This window comes from Pseudomonas mangiferae (assembly GCF_007109405.1).
In the GTDB taxonomy this organism is placed as follows: Bacteria; Pseudomonadota; Gammaproteobacteria; order Pseudomonadales; family Pseudomonadaceae; genus Pseudomonas_T; species Pseudomonas_T mangiferae.
Window position 1 is genome coordinate 468,553 of the sequence record NZ_VJOY01000001.1, and the last position, 26,389, is coordinate 494,941.

Genomic DNA, 26,389 nt, shown 5'->3' on the forward strand with positions numbered 1-26,389 from the left:
GGCGGTACCAGGGCTGGGAACGGAAAACGAGCGACCGGCAGCGTCGCGGAGCGGGCTGGAGTGAGCCCGCGCGATGCCGACAGCCGTTCCGACGCGCTAGGTTATGCCGTTCCCGCCGGCGAGCGCCAGCCTTCCCTCAGCCCTGGCGCGGACCGAACAGGCAGCGGAACAGGTCCGCGTCCGGCCGTCCGCGGTGGCTGACCTGCCGGTACGGCTGATCGGGGCGGGTCGCCGCCCACCACAGGGAACAGTCGTCGCCCCAGGCGAACCGCTCGAACACCGACGGCACCGTGGCCGGGGCGGAGAGCGGCCAGAAGCCCAGGCCGTCCACTTTGGCCATGAAGGCGTCGGGGTCGAGGCCTTCGTGAAGCACCGAGGGCATCGCCGCCGCCAGTTCCCCCAGGTGGGAACAAAGCCCCGGACGGTCGGCGGCCTGGACCTCGCTCAACTCCGCCAGGGCCACCAGCGGGAAGTAGCGGCCAACCCGGTCGACGCTGGGCATCAGCACGCCGCACAGGGCCACCTCGCCCCACTGTCCCCGGGGCAGCACGAAGCACCAGGCCGGTGTCACCAGGTAAGGCTGCAGCCAGTCGGGATCGCTCTGCTGCAAGGTGCCCAGCCCGTGCTGCAGCCACTGGTCGACGGGTTCCACCTGATTCCGGGCGAGGCCACGGACGATGAAATCGCCAATGGCCGGCAGCTTGCCGTAAAGCCCGAACCGCAGGCTCGGCGCGGCCACCAGCTCGTCGAACAGGTTGGTTCCTTCTTCCATCAAATCCGACTCGGGCACGAGAAGCTGGCCAATTCGCCTAAACGGAAGGGATTCTGCACGCTGCTGGCGGTAACCTCCAGCACCACCTTCTTGCCCTGGATCATCAGGGTGCTGACGAATTTCTCGGGGCCGGACACGTTGCGGCTCTCGCCCTCGTCGAACAGGCGCATCAACGCCCAGGGCCCGGTCTTCACCAGATAGGCGCTGGGGGCCGAGGACTCGGCCAGCTCCAGGCGAACCTGGTTGCTGCCCCGTGGCCCCGGCCAGTTGACCCGCTGGGGAATCTGCGGGCCGTGGGCGTAGCGGAAGATCTGTCCGTCGAAGTCGAAGGTGAGCTGGGTAATGGACGCATCCATCTCCAGCACGCGGAACTCGAAGGCCAGCTCGGGAGTGCGCCCGCCGGACGGGAAGAACACGTCGCGGATGCGCGCGGCGCGCTGGAACGAGGTCAGCGGTACCTGGACTCCGCCCGGCTGCCGCAGCACCCACGTGCCGCCGGACATGTCGGTCATGGCCGCCAGGTGATCGCGGTAGAACTGGTCCATCATCCCGCCCGGCGCGAACAGCCGGGAGAAGTCCGCCAGGGTCACATCCTGGCTGGACGAGCGCTGGAACGGGTAGCGGCCGCGGATTGCCTTGCGGCAGAACGCGCCCACCGAGCTGTCCAGCTCGCCGCCTAGGGTCCGCCGCACGCTGCCCACCGCCTGGGAGGTGCTGGAATCCGCCAGCGCTTCCAGCATGGTGCGCAACGGCATCGGCAGGTGCGCTGCCTCGGCGCGGATGCGGGTCAGGGCTTCGGTCTGCGGCACGTTGAGCTGGGTCGAGGCGCCGCCGCTGCGCAAGGCCACGTCGGTGCTGGAGAGGCTCATGTACATGTCGTTGAACATGCGCAGCACGGTCTGGATCGGTGCGGTACCGCCATCCGCGGTGGTCAGCCGGCGGATCGGCTCGAAGCGGTCGTCGACGATGCGCTCGAGCTGTTCCGCGCTGCCCTCGCGGCGGGTCATGTTGGACGGGCCGATTACCCGCTCCAGATCGGTTGCCGCGCTGCGTACGCGTCTTTTCGCTTGGCCCACCAAGGAGTACTGGTCGTCGTCCTGCTGCTTGTTCTCCACCCGCAGCAGCGTGGTTTCCCGCGCCACCGAGCGGAGGAACTGGGCGATGGGCGAATCGGGTGCCGACAGAATCCGCGCGGTCTCGATGCTCTGGGCCATGGACTGGCTTTCGATCAGGCGGATGTCGGCCAGGTACTCCTCCCACAGCCGCACGTACTCATGCAGGTAGAGGCGCTTGATGTCGCGCTGGGTGGTGCCTTCCACCAGTTGCTCAGCCTGCTGCTGGGCCGGCTGGGCGACGCGGCCCAGCACCCAGTTCTCCTCGCTCTCCAGCATGCCGAGGATGGAACGGGTCTCCGGCAGGAATACCTGGTGGTAGCCGTTGTAGGTGAACAGGCCTGGAATGCCCTCGGTGAGCGGCTTGCCGCTGGCCCGGGTGAACACCAGGGACGACTGCGGACCGCCGGCCTCGGCGACGGTGAAATCGCCAAGGCTGCCATCCATCAGGCGCCGTTTCAGGCGGCTGTAGGCGCGATGGGCGAGGGAGAAGCTGGCCAGTTGCTCGCGCTTCTGCTTCACCAGTTCCTCGTCCAGCGGGTACGGGGACACCACCGGGTGGTCGCCCAGCAGGGTGTGCAGGTGGCTGTACAGCTGGTCGCGCTGGTCGCGGGTCACCGACGGCGGCAGACTGCGTTCCCATTCCAACTGGATAAAGGCTTCCAGGGCGACCCCGTCGTAGTGCTTGGGATCGTTGAGCATCAGGTACGCCTTGAGCACCTCGTAGGACAGCTCGAGGTTGTCGTCCGGCGTATTGCGCAGCAGGTACTCCAGGCGGCGGACGATGCGCGGCAACAGGGCCTGCTCCAGGGCCGAGCGGTAGCTTTCCTGGGCCACCGCGTCCAGCTTGCCGCCCTGGTACAGCCCGTAGGTGTAGTTGAGCGGCGGTTCGCTGGCGGGGAAGTCCGGCCCGGCGGCCAGGCCGTTCAGGTCGTTGAGGATCGGGATCAACTCCAGCAGGCTGTCCCCTTCGGACTTGGCCAGGGCCTGCATGCGCCCCTGGAGACGATCGGTGCGCTGGTCCACCAGGTCGATGTAGCGGGTGTTGTTGTTGAAGCTCAGCGCCCAGGCGCCGATGGCCAGCAGCAACGCCAGGACCACCGCGCTGTGGCCGGCCAGGCTCAGCAGCCGCTCACGGCGCTCGGCGCGGCGGTTGCGCCCGGCCAGGTGCGCCTCGGGGAAGATCACCTTGCGCAGCAGGTCCTGGAGGAAAAAGCTCTTGCCGGTGGACGGCGACGACTGCAGCGCCACCCGGGCGTCATAGCCCAGGCTGCGGCCGAGCACCCCCAGCACGCGGTCGAACGGGGTGCCTTCCTGGGTGCCGCTGGTGAAGTACACGCCCCGCAGCATGGCGGTCTGGGCGAAGCGATGTTCGGCAAACACGTCCTGCAGGAGTTGGCTGATCAACGGCGACAGGTTGGCGAAGTGCTGCGGCAGCGCGTAGGCCCGTGCCCGGCGGCCGGTGTCGTGCTCGTCCAGCATCAGGTCCGGCAGGCCGTCGAAGAGGCGCCGCGAGAGCAGGTCCATCTCCTGCTCCAGCTGCTTGCCCAGGGCCTTGCCGTCCAGCACGGCGTCCGGCTGGTAAGGCAGCGTCAGGCCCCAGACCTGGGCGCGCTCTTCCTTGCTCAGGCCGGCGAAATACTCGTTGAAGCCGCCCAGCAAGTCGGCCTTGGTGATCAGCACGTAGACCGGGAAGGCGATCCCCAGGGACTCGTACAACTCGTTGAGGCGGGCTCGCAGGCGCGCGGCGTGGCGCGCGCGGTCTTCCTCGCTGGCGGCCAGCAGGTCCGGCACCGAAACGGTGAGGATCGCGCCATTGAGGGGCTGGCGCGGGCGGAATTTCTTCAGCAGGCGCAGGAAGCCTTCCCACTCCGCCTTGTCCGCCGAGGCATCGCTTTCATGGGTGGTATAGCGGCCCGCGGTGTCCAGCAGCACGGTCTCGTCGGAGAACCACCAGTCGCAGTTACGCGTACCGCCGACGCCCTTGATGCTTTCCTTGCCGAACTCGTCGGCCAGCGGGAAACGCAGGCCGCTGTTCACCAGGGCGGTGGTCTTGCCCGAGCCCGGCGCACCGATGAAGACGTACCAGGGAATCTGGTAGACGTACTTCTGCCGCATGCGCGCCCACCAGCCCTGTTCCTGGGTGCCGAAGCGCACCTTCTTGAGCTTCAGCAGGGCCTGCTCGAAGTTGCTGTGCAACGCCTCGATGGCAGCGTCCGACGGCCCCACGGGGGCCTTTTCCGCGCGCATGCCGGCGATGGCGTTGAGCAACATGCCGTTGACCCGGCGGCTCTTCCAGTAATGCACCAGGATGCGCAGGGCCACCAGCAGCAGGATGATGCCCATCACCCACAGGCGCACCACCACTGGTTCCAGCGGGCGCCAGTCGGCGAAGGCGAACAGCGGCCCGAGGTACCAGACGGCCAGCAGCAGCGCGACGATGCCCAGCGTGATGAACACGACGCGGTTGAACAGCAGGGAAAAAAGCCAGCGCATTTATCGAATCTCTTTCTGCAGATCGGCCGGAGACGCGAACACGCTGATCTCCACTCGCCTGTTCAGCGCACGGTTCGCCGCCGAGGTATTGGGTACCGCCGGCTCCGCGGAACCGCGACCCTGGGCCGAGACGCGGCCGCTGGTCTGGATGAAGCGCTCCAGCAGCGACGACACGGTGGTGGCCCGCTCCATGGACAGGTGCCAGTTGGACGGGAAACGCACCGAGCGGATCGGCACGTCGTCGCTGTGACCGGTGACCACCACCTTGCCATGGGTTTCGTCGATCGCTTCGGCGATACGCTGGAGAATCGGGTAGTAGCGCGAACGCACCGAGGCACTGCCGGAGTCGAACAGGCCGTCGCCGAGGATGGTCACGGTGCTCTGCTCGGGGGTTTCCCGGACCGACACCAGACCGGCGCGGATTTCCGGCTCGAGGAAGCGGGAGAAGCGCACCGGCGGCGCCGTGTTGCGCTGTACCACCGGCATTTCCGGCAGTTTCAACGCACCGATGGCGGCAAAGGTCCGGTCCGAGCGATCCGACAGGTAGAACGCGATGACCATGTAGATCGCCGTGCCCAGCAGCAGGCCGAGGATCGCCGAGACCCAGACCGGCAGCACGCGCCAGACCTTGGGCAGCTCGTGGGTCACGCCTTCCCAGTGGGGCGAGAGCGCGCTCACCCGTTCGCCCTTGGCGTCGCGGATGATCTCCGCCAGGCGACGGCGCAGGGTCTCCAGCTGGCTCTGGCCGTTGCTGATGATCCGGTAGCGGCCTTCGAAGCCCAGGGAAATGCAGTAGTACATCAGCTCCAGCAGGTCCCGGTGCTGCATGGGCGACTGGGCCAGCTTGGCCAGCAGCTGGAAGAACTTCTCCCCGCCCCAGGTCTCGTTGTGGAAGGTCACCAGCAGGCTGTGGCGCGACCATACGCCGGAGCCGCCCCAGGGCGTCTGGGCGGCGGTTTCGTCGAGCACCGTGCACAGGCAGTAGCGCGCCGCGATCAGGTGCTCCTGGGAGATCCCCTCGAACTTCGCCCGGCTCTCGAAGTTGCGCACTTCCTGGGCGAGGAAGTCCCGCAGGCGCGCCGGCTCGGAGTTATGCACCAGGGTACGGATCTGGTAGATCAGGTTCAGCAGCGGGTTCGCCGCCGCCACCAGGGGGTTGCTGCCCGAATGCACGTCGGGCTGGTCGAATTCCGGCGCGCGGGCGCGCTCGCCGGTGCCGCTGCCCGAAGGCGCGTCGCCGCCCGGGTTGGGCATGACGAACGTCCGGTCCTTACCAGTATTGAAGGGGTCTATGTCGGCCATGGCTCAGCACTGCAGGGAAAGAGGTTGCGCGGTCAGCGGCGGATCGCCCAGCACTCGAGTTCGAGTTCGGGGAAGTCGCCCGCCACGTGAAGCGCCAACGCGCCGGAAACCTGAAGCTGTTTCCAGAGATCGTTCGACGTGTCCATTTCGAAATAGTGATACCCGGCGTGGTACGGGATCTGCCGCGGCGCGATGGGCAGCGAGCGCAGCGCCACCCCCGGCAGGTGCAGGTTGACCAGGTCGCGGATCTTGTCCACCGGGCCGATCTTCACCTGGCTCGGGAAGTGCGAGCGCAGCGCATCCGGCGCCATGCTGGAATGCACCGCCAGCACGAACTGGGCGTTGCGCAGCAGCTCGCCATCCTTGACCTGCCCCACCCGCACGCCGTAGTTGCGGTCCAGCAGCTCGATCTGCACCGCGTTCTGCTCCAGCACCGAGGACAATGCCTTGCGCAGCTCGATCATCAGCGGCGGCAGGCAGGCCTGCAGGTCGTCGTGGTCGTACTTGGGCCAGTTGCCGGGGCGTCGCGATTGCTCGGTGAACGTAGCCAGTTCGCCCGCCACCTGCGCCAGGGTGCTGTACAGGCGCTCCGGGTGGATGACGCTGGACGCCATCATGTGGGCGAACAACGGCTGCACGCGGTTGAGCACCTGCAGCAAGAGGAACTCGCCCACCTCGGAGACGCCGCCCCGGCCCGGCTGGCTCAGGCGATCCGCCAGCACTTCGGCGCGCTGGTGGGCCAGGCCGTGCAGTTCGTTGAGCATCGACATCAGATTGGGGCTGGCGTGGCAGACCACCACCGGCGGAATGTGATGGGGATCGAGCACCAGTTGGCGGTCGCTGCGGCATTCGATCACCCGGGCCACGCCGATGCCCAGCCAGGCGTCGGACAGGTCCTTCTCCAGCACCAGGCGCAGGCGCGGCGAGGCCAGCTGCACCTCGGCGGCCTCGCCGGCCACCGAGTTGGCGTCGTCCACTGTGGAATCCTGCACCGTGTAGCGGGCCAGAGACGTGGGACTGTCCTCGAAGATCACCTCTTCGGTGCCGGGCCGCTTCAGCGGCAGGGCCAGGTAGACCCGCTGGTCCACGGCGCCCTCCTTGAACTGCAGCGGCTCCGGGCCATCGCTCTGCAGCGGGAAGCTGAACGGCGTGCCGTCGGGCAACAGCCCTTCCGCTTCCAGCAGCGACAGCTTGCCCACGGCCAGCGCCGCCAGGTCGAACTTGAGGGAACGGAAGCCCCAGTAGAACGGCTCCGCTGCCAGCCCACGCAGGTGGGTGAAGAATTCCAGATAACGTTCTTGCTGTTGGAAGTGCTGGGGGCGGAGGAACATGCCTTCCGCCCACACGACCTTTTGATAAGCGTCCATCAAGCCATCCCTAGTGACTGATCGTGGAAAGCCGGCCTGCGATCAATTCCCGCTCGCCGGGGCGAGGGTGACCTTGCGCTCGTCGAGGGTCGCGGTGTAGTCGACGGTACGGTCGCCCCAGCGCAGGAAGTCCGGCAACCAGGAATCATGGGGCGCCGGGATGTCCGTCGCCGCCCGCCAGGTGCTGGACTCCAGGTCGCGGTAGCCCACCATCACGCCCAGGGCGCGCCCGTCGTTCTCTACGGTGTACTCGTGCACCTGGGTTTCGCCCGGGCGCAACACGAAAGACTCGCGGAACAGCAGGTCGCCACCCAGGGCTTCCTGCTCGCGGTCGCTCAGGGTGAAGTAGTCGATGGAAGAAAAGACCACCGCCTGACGCAGGCGGAACAGGCGCACCACCACCGGCGAAGGCCGGCCATTCATGTCGGGGTTCAACGAATCCGTGGCCTTCAGGGTCACCCGAATCGCGGTGGGTTCGGGCGGCTTCGGCGTGGAGGAGCAGGCGCACAGGGCGCTCGCCAGCAGGCCGACCGCCACAGCACGGAACGCGACGCGTCCCGGACGACCGTCAGCCGGTGAAGGATTCGATGCAGTCATGGTGGTGGCAGGCGATCCTGAACGAAGTATGAGGGGGCGTATTATCGACATCACAATGCTATCTATCCGATATCCATTTCGCATTACAGACACGTTGGCGCAAAAAACGATTCCGCTCCGTCGAGCGGAGCGGAATCGTCGAATGCGCGGCAACGCCGTGGCTAGCCATTGCTGAGGTTGGCCGCTCCCACGCTGGGCGCGACCCAGGGCACCGTCATGTCGTTGGGCGAACCCACCCAGACCGCCAGCGCACTGTAGTTGTCCTGGCCGGGGGAACTGCGCTCGATGATCAGCCGCTCCATGCGCACCAGCCATTCCTCGGCGGCGCTGGCATACATCAGCTCATCGAGCATTTCCGATTCCAGCACCACTTCCCAGAAGCCGTCGGTGCAGATCAGGAAGGCATCGCCCTCCTCCACGTCGAACGGCACGTCCAGGGCAGCCGGCGGCACATCCTCGCCCATTCCCAGGGCGGCGAACAGCAGGTTGCGCTCGGAATGCCCGCGCACCCGGCTTTCGCTGAGCATCCCGGCGTCGACGAAGTTCTGCACGATGCTGTGGTCCTTGGTCAACTGCCGGCAGCCGCGCTTGCGGAAGTGGTAAAGACGGGTGTCGCCCAAGTGGATCCACTGGGCCTGGCGGGCGCTGCCATCGAGGAACAACGCGGTGACGGTGGCGCTCATCTGCCGCAGGCTGCCGGTCAGCCGCTGGCCGTAGCGAATGGCCGAGTCGGCCTGGGCGATCAGGCTCTCGATATTTTCCCGGGTCAGCAGCGGGCGTGAGGAGAACGCGCTCAGCAGGGTGCGTACCGCGGTCTCCGAGGCCACGTCTCCCCCGCCATGACCACCCGCCCCGTCGCAGACGACGAAGCAGGCGCCGCCCGGAGAAGTCCAGTAGCCACAGGCGTCTTCGTTGTGTTCACGGCGTCCTTGCTTCGAGAGGGTCGCGAATTCGACGCGCGGCCCCTCGACGGCGACATATACGCTCATTCTTCTCTCCCGGCGTAAATTCGCTCGATTTCCTGCTCGTAGGCGCGGGCGAAGGCGTTCTCGAACAATGCCTCGAATTCCTCGCGCGCCTCTCCGGCGATTTCGGTGAACCCGTTCTCGTAGAGTTCCCAGAGCTTAGCCTTGCGCATGGCCGGCACCAGCGTCTGCAGAAGGGTTTCCTCACCCAGGCGCTTCTGCAGGCGATCCGGACTGAAGCGACCCACTACGTCGTACATGGCGCTGCGGGCACCGGCCAGCAAGCCGACCTGGTGCGCGGAGAGGTCGTCGAAGGCGTCCTCGATGGCACGAAGCGGCTCCATGAACCCGGGGAAGCGATGACCCAGCAACTGCGAGATCGCGGACTGGGCGTCGGGGGCGAACTTCAGCGGGTTGTTGCCAGCCGTGGCGATGATGGTCACGTTGGCGCGCATCTCGTGCTTGGTGGCGGAGCGCGCGTGGATCAGGCGAATGGTACCGGCGGTCATGCTGGCGAACAGCCTTCCGACGGTTTCCATGAAGGCCGGGGTGAGTTCGGGCAGCGAGGTCTCCGGCATGCCGCAGCCACGGGCGAATGCCGCCCTCAACGCGGCCAGGTCAGCACTGGCGGCAGGCGCCGCAGCGGCTGGAGGGGCGGATGCCTTGCCCTCCGCCACCGGTGGAAGCGGGGACGAGGCGACCGGCTTCGCCTTGGGCGGCGGCGGAGCGGGCTGGGCTACCGGCTTGGAGAACGGCGCAGGAATCGCCGGCGTCTCCACGGCAGTGGCCATCAACGCGGCGAGGGGATCGTCCACCGGAGCGGAATCGGCTTCTGGCGGGAGCACGGGCGCGGCGGGGATGGCGGGCGCCGACGCGGGAGGCGTGGCAAGGGGTTGTTCGCTGCCCAGGGAGATCCCGTCGATGAACAGTGCGTCCGGCTCGCCCAGGGAAGCCGGCTTCGCCTCGGCGCGGGCTTCCTGCAGCACTGCCGGGGTGTGGAACAGCGAGTCCACCTCCAGGCCATGGTCCAGGGCCAGGCTTTCCGCTGGCGCCAGGACATCGAGCACATCGCCCTGGCCACCGAACATCGCCATGGGGTCCAGCTTGGGCGACGCCACGTCCAGCATCCGTTCCCGGTACAAGGCCTCGCCCGGGGCCGCCGGCAGCTCGGCCGCGCCGCTCAGGGGCAGCTCGTCTATCACCGCGCGGGCAAGCCCCTGGGGATCCTCGAAGTCCGACAGGGAAATCTCGCCCAGCGGCGAGGCCTCCACCGGCTTGGCGGGGATGGCGAAGACATCGAAATCCTCGGGGATCACCGCCATGGGCGCCGTGCCGGAATAGGCATTGGCCGGCTGAGCCAGGAACGGATCGGCAGGCTGGGCGAAATCCACCGCCGCCTCCCGTTCACGCAGACCCAGCAGGTAGCGGCCCACCAGGATGCGGTCGGACAGGCGCACCGTGCCGGACCCGCCCGGCGGGATCTCCGCCTCGTTGACCAGGATGATGCTGTTGCTGCTGATGTTGGCGAGGGTCGCCTCGCCCGTGGGAGTCAGGCGCATCCGGGCCTGGAAACGGGAAATGAGGCGATCGGGATCGTCCAGCACCAGATCGTTGGTGGGACTTCGCCCGACCGTCAATTCATCCTTATCGAAAGACCGACTGATCGGTGCGCTTGGTGCCTCTCCGTTATAAGACAGGACCACCAGCTCCATCTTGGCCGCCGGCATTCATTTTCTCCCTTGATACAGACCGCAGGGGAACCAGGGTCAATGCTGCCCAACGACAAGTCTTGCGCTTGCCTGGTTCCTTCAGAAAGGCGATTCTCTTCATTTATTGAGAACCAAGTCCATCAGAAATGATGAAAAATGGAACTTGCCAAGTCATCGAAGTGTCAGCCTGCAGGCAAACAGCCATCAAAACGATGCCTCGATCACAGACTCGCACAATAACCACTGTGCCGGCATGTTCAAATGGTAAAAACGAGACTCGACACTCAATTAAGCGGGGCTTTTTGGATTAGATTGGCCTTGCTTTTTTCCATACATCACCCAAACGAAGTGTTGTCTGCATGGATGCCTCCGTGAATCCGCGAACCCAACTCGCCATGAATGCCGAAACCGCTTTGCGCAGCGACCTGCCGCCGGCTGGCGCCCTGCCCGCCGGAACGCGCCTGCATGAATTCAACCTGCAGGCGACCCTGGGTGAAGGTGGCTTCAGCATCGTCTATGCAGCCCACGACACCCAGCTGCACCGCGATGTAGCCATCAAGGAATACATGCCCGCGGCCTTCGCCAGCCGGGTCGACGGCACCCAGGTGAAGCTGCGCGCCGAGCGCCACCGCGCCACCTTCGAGGCCGGGTTGCGCAGTTTCATCGACGAAGCGCGCCTGTTGGCCCAGTTCAAGCACCGCGCTCTGGTGGAGGTGCTGCGCTTCTGGGAGGAGAACGGTACCGCCTATATGGCGATGCCCCGTTACTCCGGCCGTACCATGCGCCACGTCCTCAAGGAATACGACCTGCAGTGCGACGAGCGCTGGCTGCGCAGCATCTTCGCGCCGATCCTCGACGTGCTGGAGCTGCTCCACGCCCACAACGTGTTCCACCGGGACATCGCTCCCGACAACATCCTGATCCAGGACGACGGCACGCCGGTCCTCCTGGACCTAGGCTCCGCCCGCCGCGTCCTGGGCGACATGCAGCATGCGCTGACCGTGGTGGTGAAGCCCGGCTACGCGCCCATCGAGCAATACGCTGAGGACCTGTCGGTTCCCCAGGGACCGTGGACCGACATCTACGCAGTGGGCGCCGTGCTCTACTACGCGGTGACCGGTAGCGCCCCGGTGGCCTCGGTGTCGCGGATGATGAAGGACACCTTGGAGCCGCTGGCGAAGTCCGCCCGCCCGGGTTATTCCCTGGAGTTCCTGCGGGCCATCGACCAGACCCTGGCCCTGCAACCGGGCGCCCGCCCCCAGAGCATCGCCGAGCTGCGCGCGCTGCTGGGCATGAACACCATGACCTGGAGCGTCACGCCCCTGGGCAACCTGCACCAGAAGTCCTCCAGCGCCGCGCCGCAGCACATCGACGATGCCAAGACCGTGGTGCTGTCGGCGGAAGAGATGGCGCAGCTGGCCTCACGCTTCGTCAACCTGGACAGGCCCTCGGCGCGCGCCGCCGCCTCGGAAGCGCCCACCGCACCCACCGCCCCTTTGCCCGATCCGTTCCAGACCAAACCCGCGCAACCCGTCGTGACCAACAGCTTCCCGGAGATGGACGACCTGCTGGCTGGCGATCGCGCTCACAAGGCCGGTGTCGTCGCCGTGCCGGGACAGAAGAAACCTGAACCCGCTCCTGCTGTGCAACCCCAGGCCACGCCGTCCGTAGCCCAGGTGCCAGCGAACAAGGATCGCGGCGGCAAGGGCGTCTGGCTCTCGGTCGCGGCTGTCGCTGCGCTGGTTGTGATCGGTGCATCCGGTTGGATGCTGCTGAACAGATCCGACGACGCCCCTTCTGCGGTCAAGCAGCCGGAGCAGAGCACCAAGATTGATGTGCAGCAGCCGGTCGCCGAATCGAAGAAGCCGGCCGAGCCGGAAGTCGTCCCGCCAGTGGCCAAGGTAGAAGCCCCCAAGGGGCCGGCAACTCCAGCCGAAGCCGTGACCCCGCCGCCCCAGGAAACGCCCAAGGCCATCTCGCCCATGGCGGAAGCCTTGAAAGCGGATGCGACGACCGAGCCTGTCCCCGTCACGCCGCCCCCGGTGAGCGATCCCGTAGTGGCACCGCCTGCCGATGTGCGTCCCACGCCGGTTGAGCCCACCCCGGTAGCCCGCATCGAACCCGTGACCCAGCCGGCTCGTCCCGCCAGCACGCCTCAGGAAACGCAGACTCCGCCCCGTGTCACCGCAGCGACCAATGAGCGTGCCGCGGAAAAACCGAAGGCGCCGCCCGCCAGCGCCGCCAGCACGACCCTGGTCAGCGCAGCGGTCACGCTCAACGTGAAACCCTGGGGCGAAGTCTGGGTGGACGGCCAACAGCGCGGCGTGAGCCCGCCGATCAAGAGCCTGGACCTGGAACCCGGTCCGCACACCGTTGAGCTGCGCAACCCTGGCCTGCCGGCCCTGAGCAAGCGCCTCACCGTGAAAGCCGGTGCGCCGATCACCCTGCAGCACGACTTCACCCAGGCTGGCGCTACCCGCGTCACTCAGGACGAACCGGCCCCGACCCGTACCGCCAGCAAGGCTCCTAGCGAAACGGCTGCGCCGCAGAAGACCGCGCCAGCCCAAGCGCCCGCCAAGGCTCCTGCCCCGGCCGAAAAACCCAAGGCACCGCCCGCGCAGGCACAAGCCGAACGTCGCGAGAACGGCCCCCGTGCCGCCCTCGGCGAAGTGGAGAAAGGCGTGGTCGCGTTCTCCATCCGGCCCTGGGGTGAAATCTGGGTGGATGGCCAGAAACGTGGCGTGAGCCCGCCGCTGCACGACCTGCGGCTGCCGGCCGGCACCTACAGCATCGAACTGCGCAACCCGAGCTTTCCCACCTACACCCGCAAGGTGGTGGTGGGCGCGGACCAGCGGGTCAACCTGGACCACAGTTTCGACTGAGCGGTGGCGCCCCCTGTGGGCGTCACCACGACGACACGATCAACCAAAGCGCTTGAAGAGAGTCTTTACCCGACATGAGCATTCAACACCGATACGCGACCCCGTTCCTGCTGGCCGTGCTTTCCCTGGGGCTCACCGGTTGCGTCAACAAACCCGCCAAGCCCGTCGAGCCGCCGCTGACGGAAGAGCAGAAGGCGCAGAAGGCCATCGAAGACAAGGGCCGCACCGTGCTGGGTGACGGCGTGTCGCTGTACCAGAACGGCTATTACTCCCAGGCGGAAGCGAAATTCCTCTCCCCCGACGTCTGGGCGGCGAGCGATGCCACCCGCGTCGAAGCCCTAAAGTACCTTGCCTTCACCTACTGCGTGAGCGAGCGCAAGGTCCAGTGCCGCCAGGCGTTCGAGCGCGCCCTGCAGATCAAACCGTCTTTCACCCTGGATGCCGCGGAAAGCACCCATCCGCTGTGGGGACCGGAATTCAAGGCCGCCAAGGCCTCGTTCAAGTAAGCCACCAGATCGCCCGGAGAAGCGTTGTCGATGTCCCTGAACCATGAAGCCCTGCTCGCGCCCATCAGCGCGGACGAACCGTGTGGGATCGAGCTCGATTACGACGCCGACTACCTCGCGCTCGAACGCAGCGTCGAGGGCCAGCCGGAGCGCCAGTACGGCGACACCATCATCCCGGCCGAAGAGCCGGACTGGTCGAAGGTGCTGCAGCAAGCGCTGGCGCTGCTGGAGAAGAGCAAGGACTTCCGCCTCGCGGTGATCGTGACCCGTGCCCTGACCCACGCCCGCGGCGTGGCCGGCACCGCCGAAGGGCTGAACCTTACCCTGGACATGGCGCGTCGCTACTGGGAGCAGGGTTACCCGTCCCTGGTCTACGACGGCGAAAGCGACCCGTTGCCACGCAGCAATGCCCTGGCCGGGCTCACTGCCCTGAACGGCCTGATCGGCGACCTGCGCAACGTAGAAGTGGCCAGCCGCCAACTGGGCAAGATCCCGTTGAGCACGCTGGAACGCATCGCTCAGTCCCGCGAAGACCTGGCGGATGCCCCGCTGCGGCGCGACCAGTTGCAGCAGTTCCTCAGCGACGAGCTGGGCTATGGCAACCCGGACCTGACCGCGCTGAGCGAGGTCAAGGAACTGTCCGTGGAGCTGGAGCGCTTCTGCCGGGAATCCCTGGGTGCCGAGAACACTCCGGAATTCCATCGGCTGGTCAGCTTGATCAACCTGGTCTGCCCCAGTCATCTGAATCCGGCCCCGGCGTCCGCCGAGACCGAGGCCCCCCAGGACGACGCGGCACCGGCAGCGGGCGACGCAGGGGCCGCTCCGGCGACCCCGGGAACGCCCGGCACGCCGCGCAGTCGCAGCGATGTCATCGCCATGCTCGATGCTGTATGCGACTACCTGGAAAAACACGAGCCGGCCAACCCGGCACCCCTGCTGATCAAGCGGGCACGCAACATGATCGGGCAGGACTTCCTGTCGATCCTGCGAGAGCTGGCGCCGGACGGCGTGGCCCAGGCCGAATTGATCGCTGGCGTCTCCAAGCGAGACTGACAACTACCGCATCATCCACCCGTCGAGAGCGGTTCAAGGAGAGAGATATGAGCAGCAGCCCTCGTTACGAAACAGTGAATCGTAAGAGCAGTCAGAAATTCATCGGCCGTAACCGGGCGCCGCGCGTGCAGATCGAGTACGACGTGGAACTGTACGGCTCGGACAAGAAGGTGCAGCTGCCCTTCGTCATGGGCGTGATGGCCGACCTGGCCGGCAAGCCCAAGGACGCCCTTCCGGCGGTCAGCGATCGCAAGTTCCTCGAGATCGACATCGACAACTTCGACGAGCGCATGAAGTCCATCAAGCCGCGCGTCGCCTTCGCGGTGCCCAACACCCTAACCGGCGACGGCAACCTGGCCATCGACATCACCTTCGAGAGCATGGACGACTTCTCCCCGGGCGCCATCGCCAAGAAAGTGGATGCACTCTCCTCGCTGCTGGATGCCCGCACCCAGCTGAACAACCTGCTGACCTACATGGACGGCAAGACCGGTGCCGAAGAGTTGATCGGCAAGGTGCTCAAGGACCCGGCTCTGCTCAAGTCCCTGGCCGTGGCGCCGAAGGCTGCGCCCGCGGGCGAGCGTAACGACCAAGACAGCGAAGCCTGACCGGCCCGAACAGTTTCCAGGGAGTAACCAATGGCGCTTAACCAGACAGAAGGCCTCCAGCAGGTCGAGCAACTGGAGACCGATGCGTTCTCGGCTCTGTTGCAGAAGGAATTCAAACCCAAGACCGACGAAGCCAAGGAAGCGGTGCAGATCGCCGTCCGCACCCTCGCCGAACAGGCGCTGGCCAACTCGGTGACCATCAGCAACGACTCCTACAAGGCCATCGAGGCGATCATCGCCGAGATCGACCGCAAGCTGTCCGAGCAGGTCAACGCGATCATCCACCACGCCGACTTCCAGCAGATCGAAAGCGCCTGGCGCGGTCTGCACTACTTGGTGAACAACACCGAAGTCGACGAGATGCTGAAAATCCGCGTGCTGCCCATCTCCAAGAAGGAGCTGCACCGCACCCTGCGTCGCCACAAGGGCATCGGCTGGGACCAGAGCCCGATCTTCAAGAAGATCTACGAGCAGGAATACGACCAGCTCGGTGGCACGCCCTACGGTTGCATCGTCGGCGATTTCTCCTTCGATCATTCGCCGCCGGACGTGGAACTTCTGGCAGAAATGTCGAAGATTTCCGCGGCTTCCCACTGCCCGTTCATCGCCGGCGCCGCGCCGTCGGTGATGCAGATGGAGTCCTGGCAGGAGCTGGCGAACCCCCGCGACCTGACCAAGATCTTCGAGAACACCGAATACACCGCCTGGCGCAGCCTGCGGGCCTCGGAAGACTCCCGCTACATCGGCCTGGCCATGCCTCGCTTCCTGGCGCGCCTGCCCTACGGCGTGCGCACCAACCCGGTCGACGAATTCAACTTCGAGGAAGAGACCGACGGTTCGGAACACAACCGCTACTGCTGGGCCAACTCGGCCTACGCCATGGCGGTGAACATCAACCGTTCGTTCAAGTACTACGGCTGGTGCACCTCGATCCGCGGCGTGGAATCCGGCGGTGCGGTCGATGACCTCCCCACCCACACCTTCCCGTCCGACGACGGCGGCGTGGACATGAAGTGCCCGACCGAGATCGCCATTTCCGATCGCCGCGAGGCCGAACTGGCGAAGAACGGCTTCATGCCGCTGATCCACCGGAAGAACACCGACGTAGCCGCCTTCATCGGCGCCCAGTCGCTGCAGAAACCCCACGAGTATTACGACCCGGACGCCACCGCCAACGCCAACCTGGCGGCGCGCCTGCCGTACCTGTTCGCCTGCTGCCGCTTCGCCCACTATCTGAAGTGCATCGTGCGCGACAAGATCGGCTCCTTCCGCGAACGCGACGACATGCAGCGCTGGCTGAACGACTGGATCATGAATTACGTGGATGGCGACCCGTCTAACTCCTCCCAGGAAACCAAGGCGCGCAAGCCGCTGGCGGCTGCCGAGGTGCAGGTGGAAGAGGTCGAGGGCAACCCGGGCTACTACACCTCCAAGTTCTTCCTGCGCCCCCACTACCAACTCGAAGGCCTGACGGTTTCCCTGCGTCTGGTCTCGAAACTGCCGTCGGTCAAGAACAACGGCAGCTGAGTGTCGCGCGGCACTGTTCGGAGTGCCGCTCGATGAAACAAGCAGTAGGCACGATGCAATACTGTTCGTCATCTCCACACAAAAGGAAAAATCATGGCTTCTCTTCAGGACTTTTTCATCAAGATCGACGGTATCCCCGGTGAGTCCAAGGACTCCAAGCACTCCGGCCAGATCGACGTGCTGAACTGGGGTTACGCGGTAAGCCAGACTTCCACCTCCCATGTCGGCGGCGGTTCGGGCGCGGGTAAAGCCAACTTCAGCGAGCTGGTTTTCACCCACTACGTAGACAAATCCACCGCCAACCTCATGAAGTACTGCGCCAGCGGTAAACACGTTCCCACCGTGGAACTGTCCTGCTGCAAAGTGGGCGACGGTTCCCAGGAATACCTCAAGGTCACCCTGAACGAAGTGCTGATCACTCACGTTCGCCCGATGGGTTCCACCAGCGACCCGCGCGTGATGGAAGAAGTCGGCATGTCCTACGGCAAGATCAAGGTCGAAGTGAAAGAGCAGAACACCGACGGTTCCATGGGCGCCACCGTTACCGGCACCTGGGACGTCAAGCAGAACAAGGAATAAGGAGTCGGCCAGCATGGTTCGCCATGCTGGCCTTCTTTCTAACTATGAAAGATTTTGAAGTTCAAATTTCCGTAGGCGGTGCGGTCGGGCACGTCATCGTGGGCGGCGGTGTCTTTGATGCCGAGGTCACGGACCTGAGCAATAACGAACGCGCGCTCTATACGATTTACGTACTGGGACTGGGCGTAGGCCTGCCAGCTTTCCGCGGCACCTCGCGGCCCTTCCGGTTCACCATGGACAGGGACACCAATTGCCGTAGTTTCACGGGCTATGGGTATATGGGGGGCGTATCGCTTGAGGCCGTTGCGGGATTGAAAATCGGCGGCGGGATCAAGATACCGAATGGCCCGCTCGTTACCACCACCGTGGGTACCGACTATGGTGGATTCGACGTTAGCGTTTCCCATAACGTAACCCGGTGGGCGCTATGATCGATGAAAAGTCGCTGGCCCTGGCCGTTGGTATTTTCCTCGGACTGAGCGGCATTCTTTTCATTTATTTCAGGGCCCCGTTAGCCGCAGCGATCACATCGTTTTACCGCAACTACCCGATCATCAGGCTTGCCAGCTCGAAACAGTTTGAGTTGAGGCCTTACTTTGTTTCTTTGCTGGGCTTCACGCTGATTCTTCTTGGTTTTTTTGTGTGGTTGATGAAGGGCCTCTAGCCCATCAGGCTTGGAATAGCGGCGGGCTCAATAGCCCGTGAAAAAATGATTCGGCTTCCTGGCCCACCATTCATTTCCTACCCACTCACGAAATAGAGTTGAGTGTTCAAGTCGGACTTGCAGCATCTTGGGTTGACAGACGCCCAACCCGTATCGCGATTTCCACGTTCAGGAGAGCAGTAGCCCCATGGATTCCACTTCCCGCCCTACCCTGCGCCACGACCTGCCCCTGAGCGAACAGCTGGATGCGCTGACCGCGGATATCCGCAAGTCGCCCGGCGACGCTAAGCTGCGGACCCACCTGGCACAACTGTGCATGGTGATGGGCAACTGGGAACGGGCGGTGTCGCAGCTGCAGACCGCCACCCAGCTGGATGCCTCCACCATCCCCATGGCCCAGACCTACCGTGAGGCCATCCGCTGCGAAGTGCTGCGGGAGCGGGTGTTCACCGGCGAGATCAGTGCCCAGACCGTCGGCGAACCGGCACCCTGGTTCGCGCAGTTGGCCCAGTCCCTCACCAGCCGTGCCTCGGGCGAGGCGGCCCTGGCGGACGATCTGCAGGCCCAGGCCTTCGAGCAGGCCGACGCGGTGCCGTTCTCCATCGACGGGCGCGACGTGGCCTGGCTGGCGGACGCCGACTCGCGCCTGGGCCCGGTGTGCGAGGTGATCCTCAACGGCCAGTACTACTGGCTGCCCTTCGAGCGCATCCAGTCCCTGGAGATCGAGGAGCCCGTGGACCTGCGGGATCTGGTGTGGGTGCCGGCGACCCTGACCCTGAGCAACGAGGGCAAGCACCCGGTGCTGATTCCCAGCCGCTACCCGCTCAGCTATCGCCAGGAGAACGATCGCCTGGCCCTGAGCAGCCTCACCGAGTGGCAGCCTCTGGGCGAGGACACCTGGTCCGGGCTCGGCCAGCGCATGCTGGTCAGCGATCAGGACGATCACCCGTTCCTCTCGGTCCGCAGCATTCGCGCGCTGGGAGCGGCCGCAGAGCGTCCATGAGCGGCAAGAAAGTCCTCAACACGGCGCGCAGCAGCCGGCTGATGCCGGCGCTGCTCGACCGCCTGACCGATCACGAGCCGCTCATGCGCAGCGAGACGCCCCAGGAGCGCATGATCAGCCGCACCGCGTACCGCGAGAGCGTACTGCGCGACCTGTCCTGGCTGCTCAACACGGTCAACGCCGAATCCGCCAGCGACTTCCTCGGTGCCGACCGCGCCCGCCTCTCGGTGGTCAATTTCGGCGTGCCCGGCCTGTCCGGCCGGCAACTGGCCGACGACGACTGGATGGACGTGGAGAAGGCCATCCGCCTGGCCATCACCACCTTCGAGCCGCGCATCCTGCCGGACACCCTGCAGATCCGCGTGCTGCCCACGGAGTCCGCCTACGCGACTCGCAACCAGCTGTCCATGGAGATCAAGGGCCAGCTCTGGTGCGAGCCCTACCCCATCGAGTTGCTGCTGCGTTCCCACATCGATCTGGAATGCGGGCAGATCCTCCTGGAAAACATGGGGAGCGCCTGAGCATGGACCCGAGACTGCTGAGCTACTACAACAACGAGCTGAGCTACTTGCGGGAGCTCGGTTCGGAATTCGCCGCCCACTACCCGAAGGTGGCGTCGCGCCTGGGCATGCAGGGCATGGAAATCGCCGACCCCTACGTTGAGCGCCTGCTGGAAGGCTTCTGCTTCCTCACCGCCCGGGTCCAGCTGAAGATGGACGCGGAATTCCCGCGGTTTTCCCAGCGGCTGCTGGAAGTGGTCTACCCCAACTACCTGGCTCCCACCCCGGCGATGTGCATCGTGCAGTTCGCACCGGGAGAGATGACCGGCAACCAGGGCAGCGGCTTCGCCATCCCCCGGGGCACGCGTCTCAAGGAGCCGGCCCAGGTGGAGCGCAAGACCCAGTGCGAATTCCGCACGGCGCATCAGGTCGACCTGTGGCCGCTGCGCCTGGGCAGCGCCAAGTTCGAGAGCGCGCCCGCCGACATCCGCCTGAGCCGCACCAGCCTCAAGCGCCCGGTGAAGTCCTCGCTGCACCTGCGCTTCGATTTCACCGTCTCCAGCAGCGGCAAGGCACCGGACCCGGATCGCCTGTCCCTGCACCTGCGCGGCGGCCACCTGGCCTCGCGGCTCTACGAATTGCTGTGCGCCCATACCCTGGGCGTGGCGATACGCGCGATGGGCCCGGAACGCAGCGAGTGGCACACCCTGCCCGCCTCGGCCCTGCAGCCCGAGGGGCTGGACGACGCCCAGGCGTTGCTGCCCTACTCCATCCGCGGCTTCCAGGGCTATCGCCTGCTCCACGAGTACTTCGCCTTCCCGGCCCGCTATCACTTCATCGCCCTGGAAGGGCTGCGGGAGATCCTGGGCACCGTCAAGGGCGCCCGGGGCTTCGAGGTGGTGGTGCTGCTGGACTGCGACACCACGGACTTCGAGTCGGTGGTGGACGCCGACAACTTCGCCCTGTTCTGCGCCCCGGCGGTAAACCTGATCGACATGCGTTCGGACCGCGTGCCGATCGCCGACAGCCGCTTCGAATTCCACGCCGTGCCGGACCGCGCACGGCCCATGGACTACGAGGTGTACGCGGTGCACTCCGCCGAAGGGTTCGGCCGGGATAACGCGGTGGAAGCGGAATTTCGCCCGTTCTATTCCTGTATCGCCGGCGACCGTGGCAACCACGGTGCCTATTTCTCCATGCGCCGTGAGCCGCGCCTGCCGTCCGACGCCATCCTGCGCAAGGGTGCCCGCAGCACCTACCTGGGCTCGGAGGTCTTCCTCTCCCTGGTGGACCAGCATGAGGCGCCCTACGCCCGCAACCTGCGCCAACTGGGCGTGGACATGACGGTGACCAACCGCGACCTGCCGCTGTTGATGTCGGTGGGCGGCGAGCACGACCTGATCCCGCTGAACTCCCTGCCGGTGTCCGCGGTGCGCGTTCTCCAGGGGCCGTCGCGGCCGGTGTCCTCTGCCGCCGAGGGCGAGCTGACCTGGCGGCTGATCAGTCACCTGGGCCTGACCTACCACACCCTCACCGAGAAGAACCCGGAAGAAGGCGCCCAGGCATTGCGCGAGCTGCTGGCGCTGTACACCGCCCTCGGCGACCCGGCGGTGGCGCGCCATGCCCAGGCGCTGATGCGCACCGAGCTGAAACCGGTGACCCGCCGACTGCCGGGCGCCGGCCCGCTGACCTTCGGCCGCGGCGTGGCGGTGGACCTGACGGTGGACGAGACCCTGTTCGCCGGCACCAGCCCCTACCTGTTCGGCTCCATCCTCGAGCGCTACCTGTCGCGCCACGTCAGCCTCAACACCTTCACCGAGGTGCGCCTGCACAGCGCCCAGCGGGGCGCCATCGGCCACTGGCCGCCGCGCTTCGGCATGAGGCCGGTGGCATGAGCGACGCGCTCCGCGAGGCCCACGACAAGCGCGAGGCCCTGTGGCAGTCCCTGGCGGACCAGCCCTTCGCCCACGACCTGTTCGCCTTGCTGCGCAAGGTGGAAGCCCTGAGCCCGCAGGCGCCGCGCCTGGGCTACGCCCGGCGCCCCCAGCAGGAGCCCTTGCGGATCGGCCAGGAACCGTCCTCGGCCTTCGCCCCGTCCACCATCGCCCGCCTCGACCGCAGTCGCAGCGACAGCCCGCCGAAAGTACGCATCTTCAGTTTCGGCCTGTTCGGCCCCAACGGGCCATTGCCCCTGGCGCTGACCGAATACGCCCGGGAGCGCGCCTCTCACAATGGCGACCACACCCTGGTGGAATTCGCCGACCTGTTTCACCACCGGCTGATCCTGCTGTTCTATCGCGCCTGGGCCGATGCCCAGGCCACGGTGAACCTGGATCGGCCGAAGGACGACGCCTTCACTCGCTACGTTGCCAGCCTGGTCGCCTATGGACAGGAATCCCTGCGGGATCGCGACGCGGTCCCCGACCACGCCCGCTGGAACCATGCCGGCCACCTGGTGCGGCAGACCCGCAATGCCGAGGGCCTCAGCCGTATCCTCGCCAACTTCTTCGGAGTGCCGGTAACGGTGGAGGAATTCTCCGGCCGCTGGCTGGAGCTGCCACCCGAGCAGCGCACCCGCCTGGGCGCCCTCAGCGGTGCCCAGCTGGGCCTCGACGCGGTGGCCGGCAACGCGGTGTGGGACCGCCAGCACCGTTTCCGCCTGCGGGTCGGCCCCATGAGCCGCCAGGCCTACGACACACTGCTCCCGCCCGGCGCCGACCATCGCGCGCTGCTGGATTGGGTGCGTACCTACATCGGCATCGAGTTCGCCTGGGACGTGCAGCTGGTATTGCGCGCCGAGGACGTGCCCGACGCCCGGCTGGATCGCGGCTCGCGCCTGGGCTGGAGCACCTGGATGGGCGCCCGCACGCAGCCACGGGACCGCGACGACCTGGTACTCGACCCCGAGCGCCTGGCCGCCAGCCGTTCCCGGAAGACGGAGCCTGCCCTATGACGGGCCGCCTTCCACCGGAAGCGTTCGCCGCTTCCGTCCTTCAACCCCGTTCATGAACCTACCATCGAGTCCGCCGACATGACGTCCCTGACCACCCTGTTCACCCGTTCCGCCCTGCTGCGCAACCTGGCCGCCCTGGGCCTCGCCCTGCAGGTCCACCACGCCCACGCCGAGGTCGACCCGGCCCTGGCCTACGCCCTGGAGGGGGTCTGGAAGATCGAGAGCCCGGCGGTCTCCTTGGTGAGCGACGAGTTCGACAGTCAGGAACAGAAGGACGGCAGCCTGCGCTACCTCGCCCGTTCCAAGGACACCCCGGCCTACGTCACCGCAGGCGAGGAAAGCGCCACCGTGGAATACGGCCGCAAGCGCTTCCCCGCCACCGACACCCCGTGGGGTGCCTTCCCGCAGCTCGACACCAGCAAGGCCCAGCTCATCGAGATGAGCGTGCCGAAGAAGCGCTACCTGGTGGTGGCCGGCAAGGGCAAGGGCCTGTTCGCCATCAACGACTGGCAGCGCTTCGGCTTCCTCCATGTGCTGGACGTCACCTCCCGCGGCGCCCCGGTGTACTACCCGCTGGTAGCCGAGGCCGACCTGGGCTACCGCGTGCTCGGCCGCCTGCCGGGTTCCTCGGTGCTCAACTACGCGCGCCTGGTGCCGTCGCGCTGGGCCAGCAACGTCGAGCCTAGCGCCTATGAAGTGGTGCTGTACGCCCTCAAGCCGAAAGGCCCGGAACAGGTGATCGAGAACGGCAAGCCCCTGGCGTACTCCCTGACCCACAGCGGCGCCACCTGGAAGCTGGAGCGCATCCGCCAGATCCCGGTGACCGAGGCCCGCGACCGCGCCAACCGTCCGTTCACCGCACCGGCCCCGCAGACCACCAGTGCCGCCCCGGCCGCCGCCAAGGCGCCGAGCCAACCCGCCCAGTGAAGGACGCCTGACGATGAGCGACATCAGTCGTACCGCCCTGTTCGGCAAACTCAACCCGGTCCTGTACAAGGCCATCGAGGGTGCCACCGTCTTCTGCAAGCTGCGGGGCAACCCCTACGTGGAGCTGGTGCACTGGTTGCACCAGCTGTTCCAGCTCAACGACAGCGACCTGCACCGCATCATCCGCCACTACGAGATCGATGAGGGCACGCTGGCCGCCGACCTGACCCGGGCCCTGGACCGGTTGCCCAGTGGCGCCACCGCCATCAGCGACCTGTCCGAGCACGTGGAAGGCGCCGTGGAGCGGGGCTGGGTCTACGCCACCCTGATGTTCGGCGACGACCAGGTCCGGGGCGGTACGCTGCTGCTCGGCATCCTCAAGAGCGGCAACCTGCGCAACGTGCTGGCCCACACCTCCCGTGAGCTGGCCAACCTGGACGCCGACACCCTGGCCCGCGAGCTGCCGCGCATCCTCCGCGGCTCGCCGGAAGACGGCCTGAACGCCGCCGACGGCAGCCAGTTGTCCGGTGCCGAGCCGGGCGAGGCCAGCGGCGCCCTGGCACCCCAGGGCAAGCAGGACGCCCTGGCCCGCTTCGCCGTGGACCTCACCGAGCGCGCCCGCAAGGGCGAGATCGACCCGGTCACCGGCCGCGAGGAAGAAATCCGCCAGATCGTCGACATCCTCATGCGCCGGCGGCAGAACAACCCGCTGCTCACCGGTGAAGCCGGGGTCGGCAAGACCGCCGTGGTGGAAGGTTTCGCCCTGCGCCTGGCCAGCGGCGACGTGCCGCCGCAGCTGCGCGACGTCTCCCTGCTGACCCTGGACATCGGCCTGCTGCAGGCCGGCGCCAGTATGAAGGGCGAGTTCGAGCAGCGCCTGCGCCAGGTGATCGACGAAGTGCACGCCAGCCCGAAGCCGATCATCCTGTTCGTCGACGAGGTGCACACCCTGATCGGCGCCGGCGGCAGCGCCGGCACCGGCGACGCCGCCAACCTGCTCAAGCCGGCCCTGGCGCGCGGCACCCTGCGCACCATCGGTGCCACCACCTGGAGCGAGTACAAGAAGTACATCGAGAAGGACCCGGCGCTGACGCGCCGCTTCCAAGTGATCCAGGTGGGTGAGCCGGACGAGGACAAGGCCATCGCCATGGTCCGCGGCATCGCCGACATCCTGGAGAAGCACCACAAGGTGCAGCTGCTGGACGAGGCCATCGCCGCCGCCGTGCGCCTGTCCCACCGCTACATTCCCGCCCGGCAACTCCCGGACAAGGCAGTGAGCCTGCTGGACACCGCCTGTGCCCGGGTCGCCGTCAGCCAGCACACCTCCCCGGCCGAGCTGGAGAACAGCGTGCGGCTGATCGAGATCCTGCGCACCGAGAAGGCCATCATCGAGCGCGAGCGCGCGGTGGGCCTGGACGTGGCCGAACGCGAGGCTCGCTGCCTGGGCCGCCTGGCCGAGGAAGAGGCCCGGGTCGAGCAGTTGCAGGCGCGCTGGGAGCAGGAGAAAGGCATCGCCGAGCGCCTGCTGGAACTGCGCGCCCAGTTGCGCCAGCCGGAAGCGGAGGCCAACGCCGACACCGACATCGAGCCAGGCGACGAAACGGCCACGCCAGCCCCGGACCGCGACACCCTGCTGGCGGAACATGCCCGGTTGCAGGCCGAACTCGCCGCCCTGCAGGGCGAGACCCCGTTGGTGCTGCCGGCGGTGGATGAGTCGGCGGTCGCCTCGGTGGTAGCCGACTGGACCGGCATCCCAGTGGGTCGCATGGTGCGCAACGAGATCACCGCGGTGCTTAACCTGGTGGATACCCTGGACCAGCGGGTGATCGGCCAGCGTCACGCCCTGGAACTGATCGCCCGACGCATCCAGACGTCCCGCGCGCGCCTGGATAACCCCAACAAGCCCATTGGCGTGTTCATGCTGGTGGGCCCGTCCGGCGTCGGCAAGACCGAAACCGCGCTGACCCTGGCGGAGACGCTGTATGGCGGTGAGCAGAACCTCATCACCATCAACATGAGCGAGTTCCAGGAGGCCCATAGCGTTTCCACCCTCAAGGGTGCGCCGCCGGGCTACGTCGGCTACGGCGAGGGCGGCGTGCTCACCGAGGCGGTCCGGCGCAAGCCTTACTCGGTGGTGCTGCTGGACGAGGTGGAAAAAGCCCACCCGGACGTCCACGAGCTGTTCTTCCAGGTCTTCGACAAGGGCTGGATGGAGGATGGCGAGGGCCGGCTGATCGACTTCCGCAACACGGTGATCCTGCTCACCTCCAACGTCGGCACCGACCTGGTGATGAGCCTGACCCGCGAACCGGAGCTGGCGCCCGAACCGGAAGCCCTGGGCACCGCGCTGCGCGAGCCGCTGCTGAAGGTGTTCCCGCCGGCCTTCCTCGGCCGCCTGGTGGTGATTCCCTACTACCCGCTGGTCAACGAGACCCTGGCGAAGATCGTCGCGCTGCAGCTGGACCGCATCCGCACGCGTACCGAGGAGCAGCACGGCATCCGCTTCGAGTACACGCCGGAGGCCATCGACCTGGTCATCCGCCGCTGCACCGAGGTGGAATCCGGCGGCCGGATGATCGACGCCATCCTCACCCACACGGTGCTGCCGGTGATCAGTCGCGAGTATCTGTCGCGCCTGGCCGATGGCAAGGCGTTGCAGTCGATCCGCCTGAGCGCCGCGGGCGAAGACTTCGACTACCAGTTCGAAGAACGCGCCTGACCGGAATGCCCGCCCGGCGCACTGCCGGGCGGGACCGTTTCTCCCGCCACCGCCACTTTTCTCCGATCCCGAAGGCTTCCCCACTCTTTTTCGCCCAGGTCGGGCCCCTCCCCCGTCCCCAGTGCTCTCCCTCAGCAATCCGTACCGT

At 66.4% G+C, this 26,389-nt stretch carries 20 protein-coding genes and 1 pseudogene; 14 read left to right on the top strand and 7 right to left on the bottom strand.

Annotation, left to right across the window (positions count from 1 at the left end):
* Positions 1 to 136: 136 nt before the first annotated feature.
* From tagF to tagH, 7 genes are all read right to left on the bottom strand, one after another.
* Entirely contained in the window at positions 137 to 772 is a 636-nt protein-coding gene (gene tagF, locus FM069_RS01760) for a type VI secretion system-associated protein TagF (RefSeq protein ID WP_143486497.1), read from the bottom strand.
* Positions 772 to 4,380, bottom strand: coding sequence for a type VI secretion system membrane subunit TssM (gene tssM / locus FM069_RS01765; RefSeq protein ID WP_143486499.1), 3,609 nt, complete (start codon positions 4,378 to 4,380; stop codon positions 772 to 774). Before tssM ends, tagF begins: the two co-directional genes overlap by 1 nt.
* A complete protein-coding gene (locus FM069_RS01770; protein WP_143486501.1) occupies positions 4,381 to 5,682 on the bottom strand; it encodes a DotU family type VI secretion system protein in 1,302 nt (433 codons plus the stop codon).
* Positions 5,683 to 5,714: 32 nt separating this feature from the next.
* On the bottom strand, positions 5,715 to 7,049 hold the full coding sequence (tssK, locus tag FM069_RS01775; protein WP_143486502.1) for a type VI secretion system baseplate subunit TssK: 1,335 nt from the start codon (positions 7,047 to 7,049) through the stop codon (positions 5,715 to 5,717).
* Between the two features lie 42 nt (positions 7,050 to 7,091).
* A complete protein-coding gene (gene tssJ, locus FM069_RS21525) occupies positions 7,092 to 7,646 on the bottom strand; it encodes a type VI secretion system lipoprotein TssJ (protein ID WP_178106634.1) in 555 nt (184 codons plus the stop codon).
* Positions 7,647 to 7,807: 161 nt separating this feature from the next.
* Positions 7,808 to 8,635 carry a PP2C family protein-serine/threonine phosphatase gene (locus FM069_RS01785; RefSeq protein WP_143486506.1) on the bottom strand — a complete coding sequence of 276 codons (828 nt, stop codon included), beginning with the start codon at positions 8,633 to 8,635 and terminating at the stop codon, positions 7,808 to 7,810.
* The gene (gene tagH, locus FM069_RS01790; RefSeq protein WP_178106635.1) at positions 8,632 to 10,248 is read right to left on the bottom strand and encodes a type VI secretion system-associated FHA domain protein TagH; all 1,617 of its coding nucleotides are present in this window, start codon (positions 10,246 to 10,248) and stop codon (positions 8,632 to 8,634) included. Before tagH ends, FM069_RS01785 begins: the two co-directional genes overlap by 4 nt.
* A 443-nt stretch (positions 10,249 to 10,691) precedes the next feature.
* On the opposite strand from tagH, the gene FM069_RS01795 reads away from it, so the two are divergent.
* The 14 genes and pseudogenes from FM069_RS01795 to tssH all read left to right on the top strand — a co-directional run bounded on the left by FM069_RS01795 (position 10,692) and on the right by tssH (position 26,241).
* Positions 10,692 to 13,202: a serine/threonine-protein kinase gene (locus FM069_RS01795; protein ID WP_178106636.1), complete on the top strand. Its 2,511-nt coding sequence runs from the start codon at positions 10,692 to 10,694 to the stop codon at positions 13,200 to 13,202.
* Positions 13,203 to 13,276: 74 nt separating this feature from the next.
* A complete protein-coding gene (locus FM069_RS01800; RefSeq protein ID WP_143486512.1) occupies positions 13,277 to 13,708 on the top strand; it encodes a TssQ family T6SS-associated lipoprotein in 432 nt (143 codons plus the stop codon).
* Positions 13,709 to 13,738: 30 nt separating this feature from the next.
* On the top strand, positions 13,739 to 14,761 hold the full coding sequence (tssA, locus tag FM069_RS01805) for a type VI secretion system protein TssA (protein WP_143486515.1): 1,023 nt from the start codon (positions 13,739 to 13,741) through the stop codon (positions 14,759 to 14,761).
* A gap of 47 nt (positions 14,762 to 14,808) precedes the next feature.
* Positions 14,809 to 15,369 (top strand): type VI secretion system contractile sheath small subunit, encoded by a 561-nt coding sequence (gene tssB / locus FM069_RS01810; protein WP_143486517.1) that lies wholly within the window; start codon positions 14,809 to 14,811, stop codon positions 15,367 to 15,369.
* Positions 15,370 to 15,399: 30 nt separating this feature from the next.
* Positions 15,400 to 16,896 carry a type VI secretion system contractile sheath large subunit gene (tssC, locus tag FM069_RS01815; RefSeq protein WP_143486519.1) on the top strand — a complete coding sequence of 499 codons (1,497 nt, stop codon included), beginning with the start codon at positions 15,400 to 15,402 and terminating at the stop codon, positions 16,894 to 16,896.
* 87 nt (positions 16,897 to 16,983) lie between these two features.
* A pseudogene (locus FM069_RS01820) lies at positions 16,984 to 17,475 on the top strand (Hcp family type VI secretion system effector); the annotation flags it as partial.
* Between the two features lie 23 nt (positions 17,476 to 17,498).
* A complete protein-coding gene (locus tag FM069_RS01825; protein WP_143486523.1) occupies positions 17,499 to 17,906 on the top strand; it encodes a hypothetical protein in 408 nt (135 codons plus the stop codon).
* Positions 17,903 to 18,139: a hypothetical protein gene (locus FM069_RS01830; RefSeq protein WP_143486524.1), complete on the top strand. Its 237-nt coding sequence runs from the start codon at positions 17,903 to 17,905 to the stop codon at positions 18,137 to 18,139. Before FM069_RS01825 ends, FM069_RS01830 begins: the two co-directional genes overlap by 4 nt.
* 187 nt (positions 18,140 to 18,326) lie before the next feature.
* Positions 18,327 to 19,142, top strand: a complete 816-nt coding sequence (locus tag FM069_RS01835) for a type VI secretion system accessory protein TagJ (RefSeq protein WP_143486526.1) — start codon at positions 18,327 to 18,329, stop codon at positions 19,140 to 19,142.
* Positions 19,139 to 19,663 (top strand): type VI secretion system baseplate subunit TssE, encoded by a 525-nt coding sequence (gene tssE / locus FM069_RS01840; RefSeq protein WP_143486528.1) that lies wholly within the window; start codon positions 19,139 to 19,141, stop codon positions 19,661 to 19,663. Before FM069_RS01835 ends, tssE begins: the two co-directional genes overlap by 4 nt.
* 2 nt (positions 19,664 to 19,665) lie before the next feature.
* Positions 19,666 to 21,537 carry a type VI secretion system baseplate subunit TssF gene (gene tssF / locus FM069_RS01845; protein ID WP_143486530.1) on the top strand — a complete coding sequence of 624 codons (1,872 nt, stop codon included), beginning with the start codon at positions 19,666 to 19,668 and terminating at the stop codon, positions 21,535 to 21,537.
* A complete protein-coding gene (gene tssG, locus FM069_RS01850; RefSeq protein WP_143486532.1) occupies positions 21,534 to 22,595 on the top strand; it encodes a type VI secretion system baseplate subunit TssG in 1,062 nt (353 codons plus the stop codon). The genes tssF and tssG overlap by 4 nt, the downstream gene beginning before the upstream one ends.
* Positions 22,596 to 22,673: 78 nt before the next feature.
* On the top strand, positions 22,674 to 23,522 hold the full coding sequence (locus FM069_RS01855; protein ID WP_143486534.1) for a hypothetical protein: 849 nt from the start codon (positions 22,674 to 22,676) through the stop codon (positions 23,520 to 23,522).
* A gap of 13 nt (positions 23,523 to 23,535) precedes the next feature.
* Positions 23,536 to 26,241, top strand: a complete 2,706-nt coding sequence (gene tssH / locus FM069_RS01860) for a type VI secretion system ATPase TssH (RefSeq protein ID WP_143486535.1) — start codon at positions 23,536 to 23,538, stop codon at positions 26,239 to 26,241.
* The last annotated feature ends 148 nt before the right edge of the window (positions 26,242 to 26,389 follow it).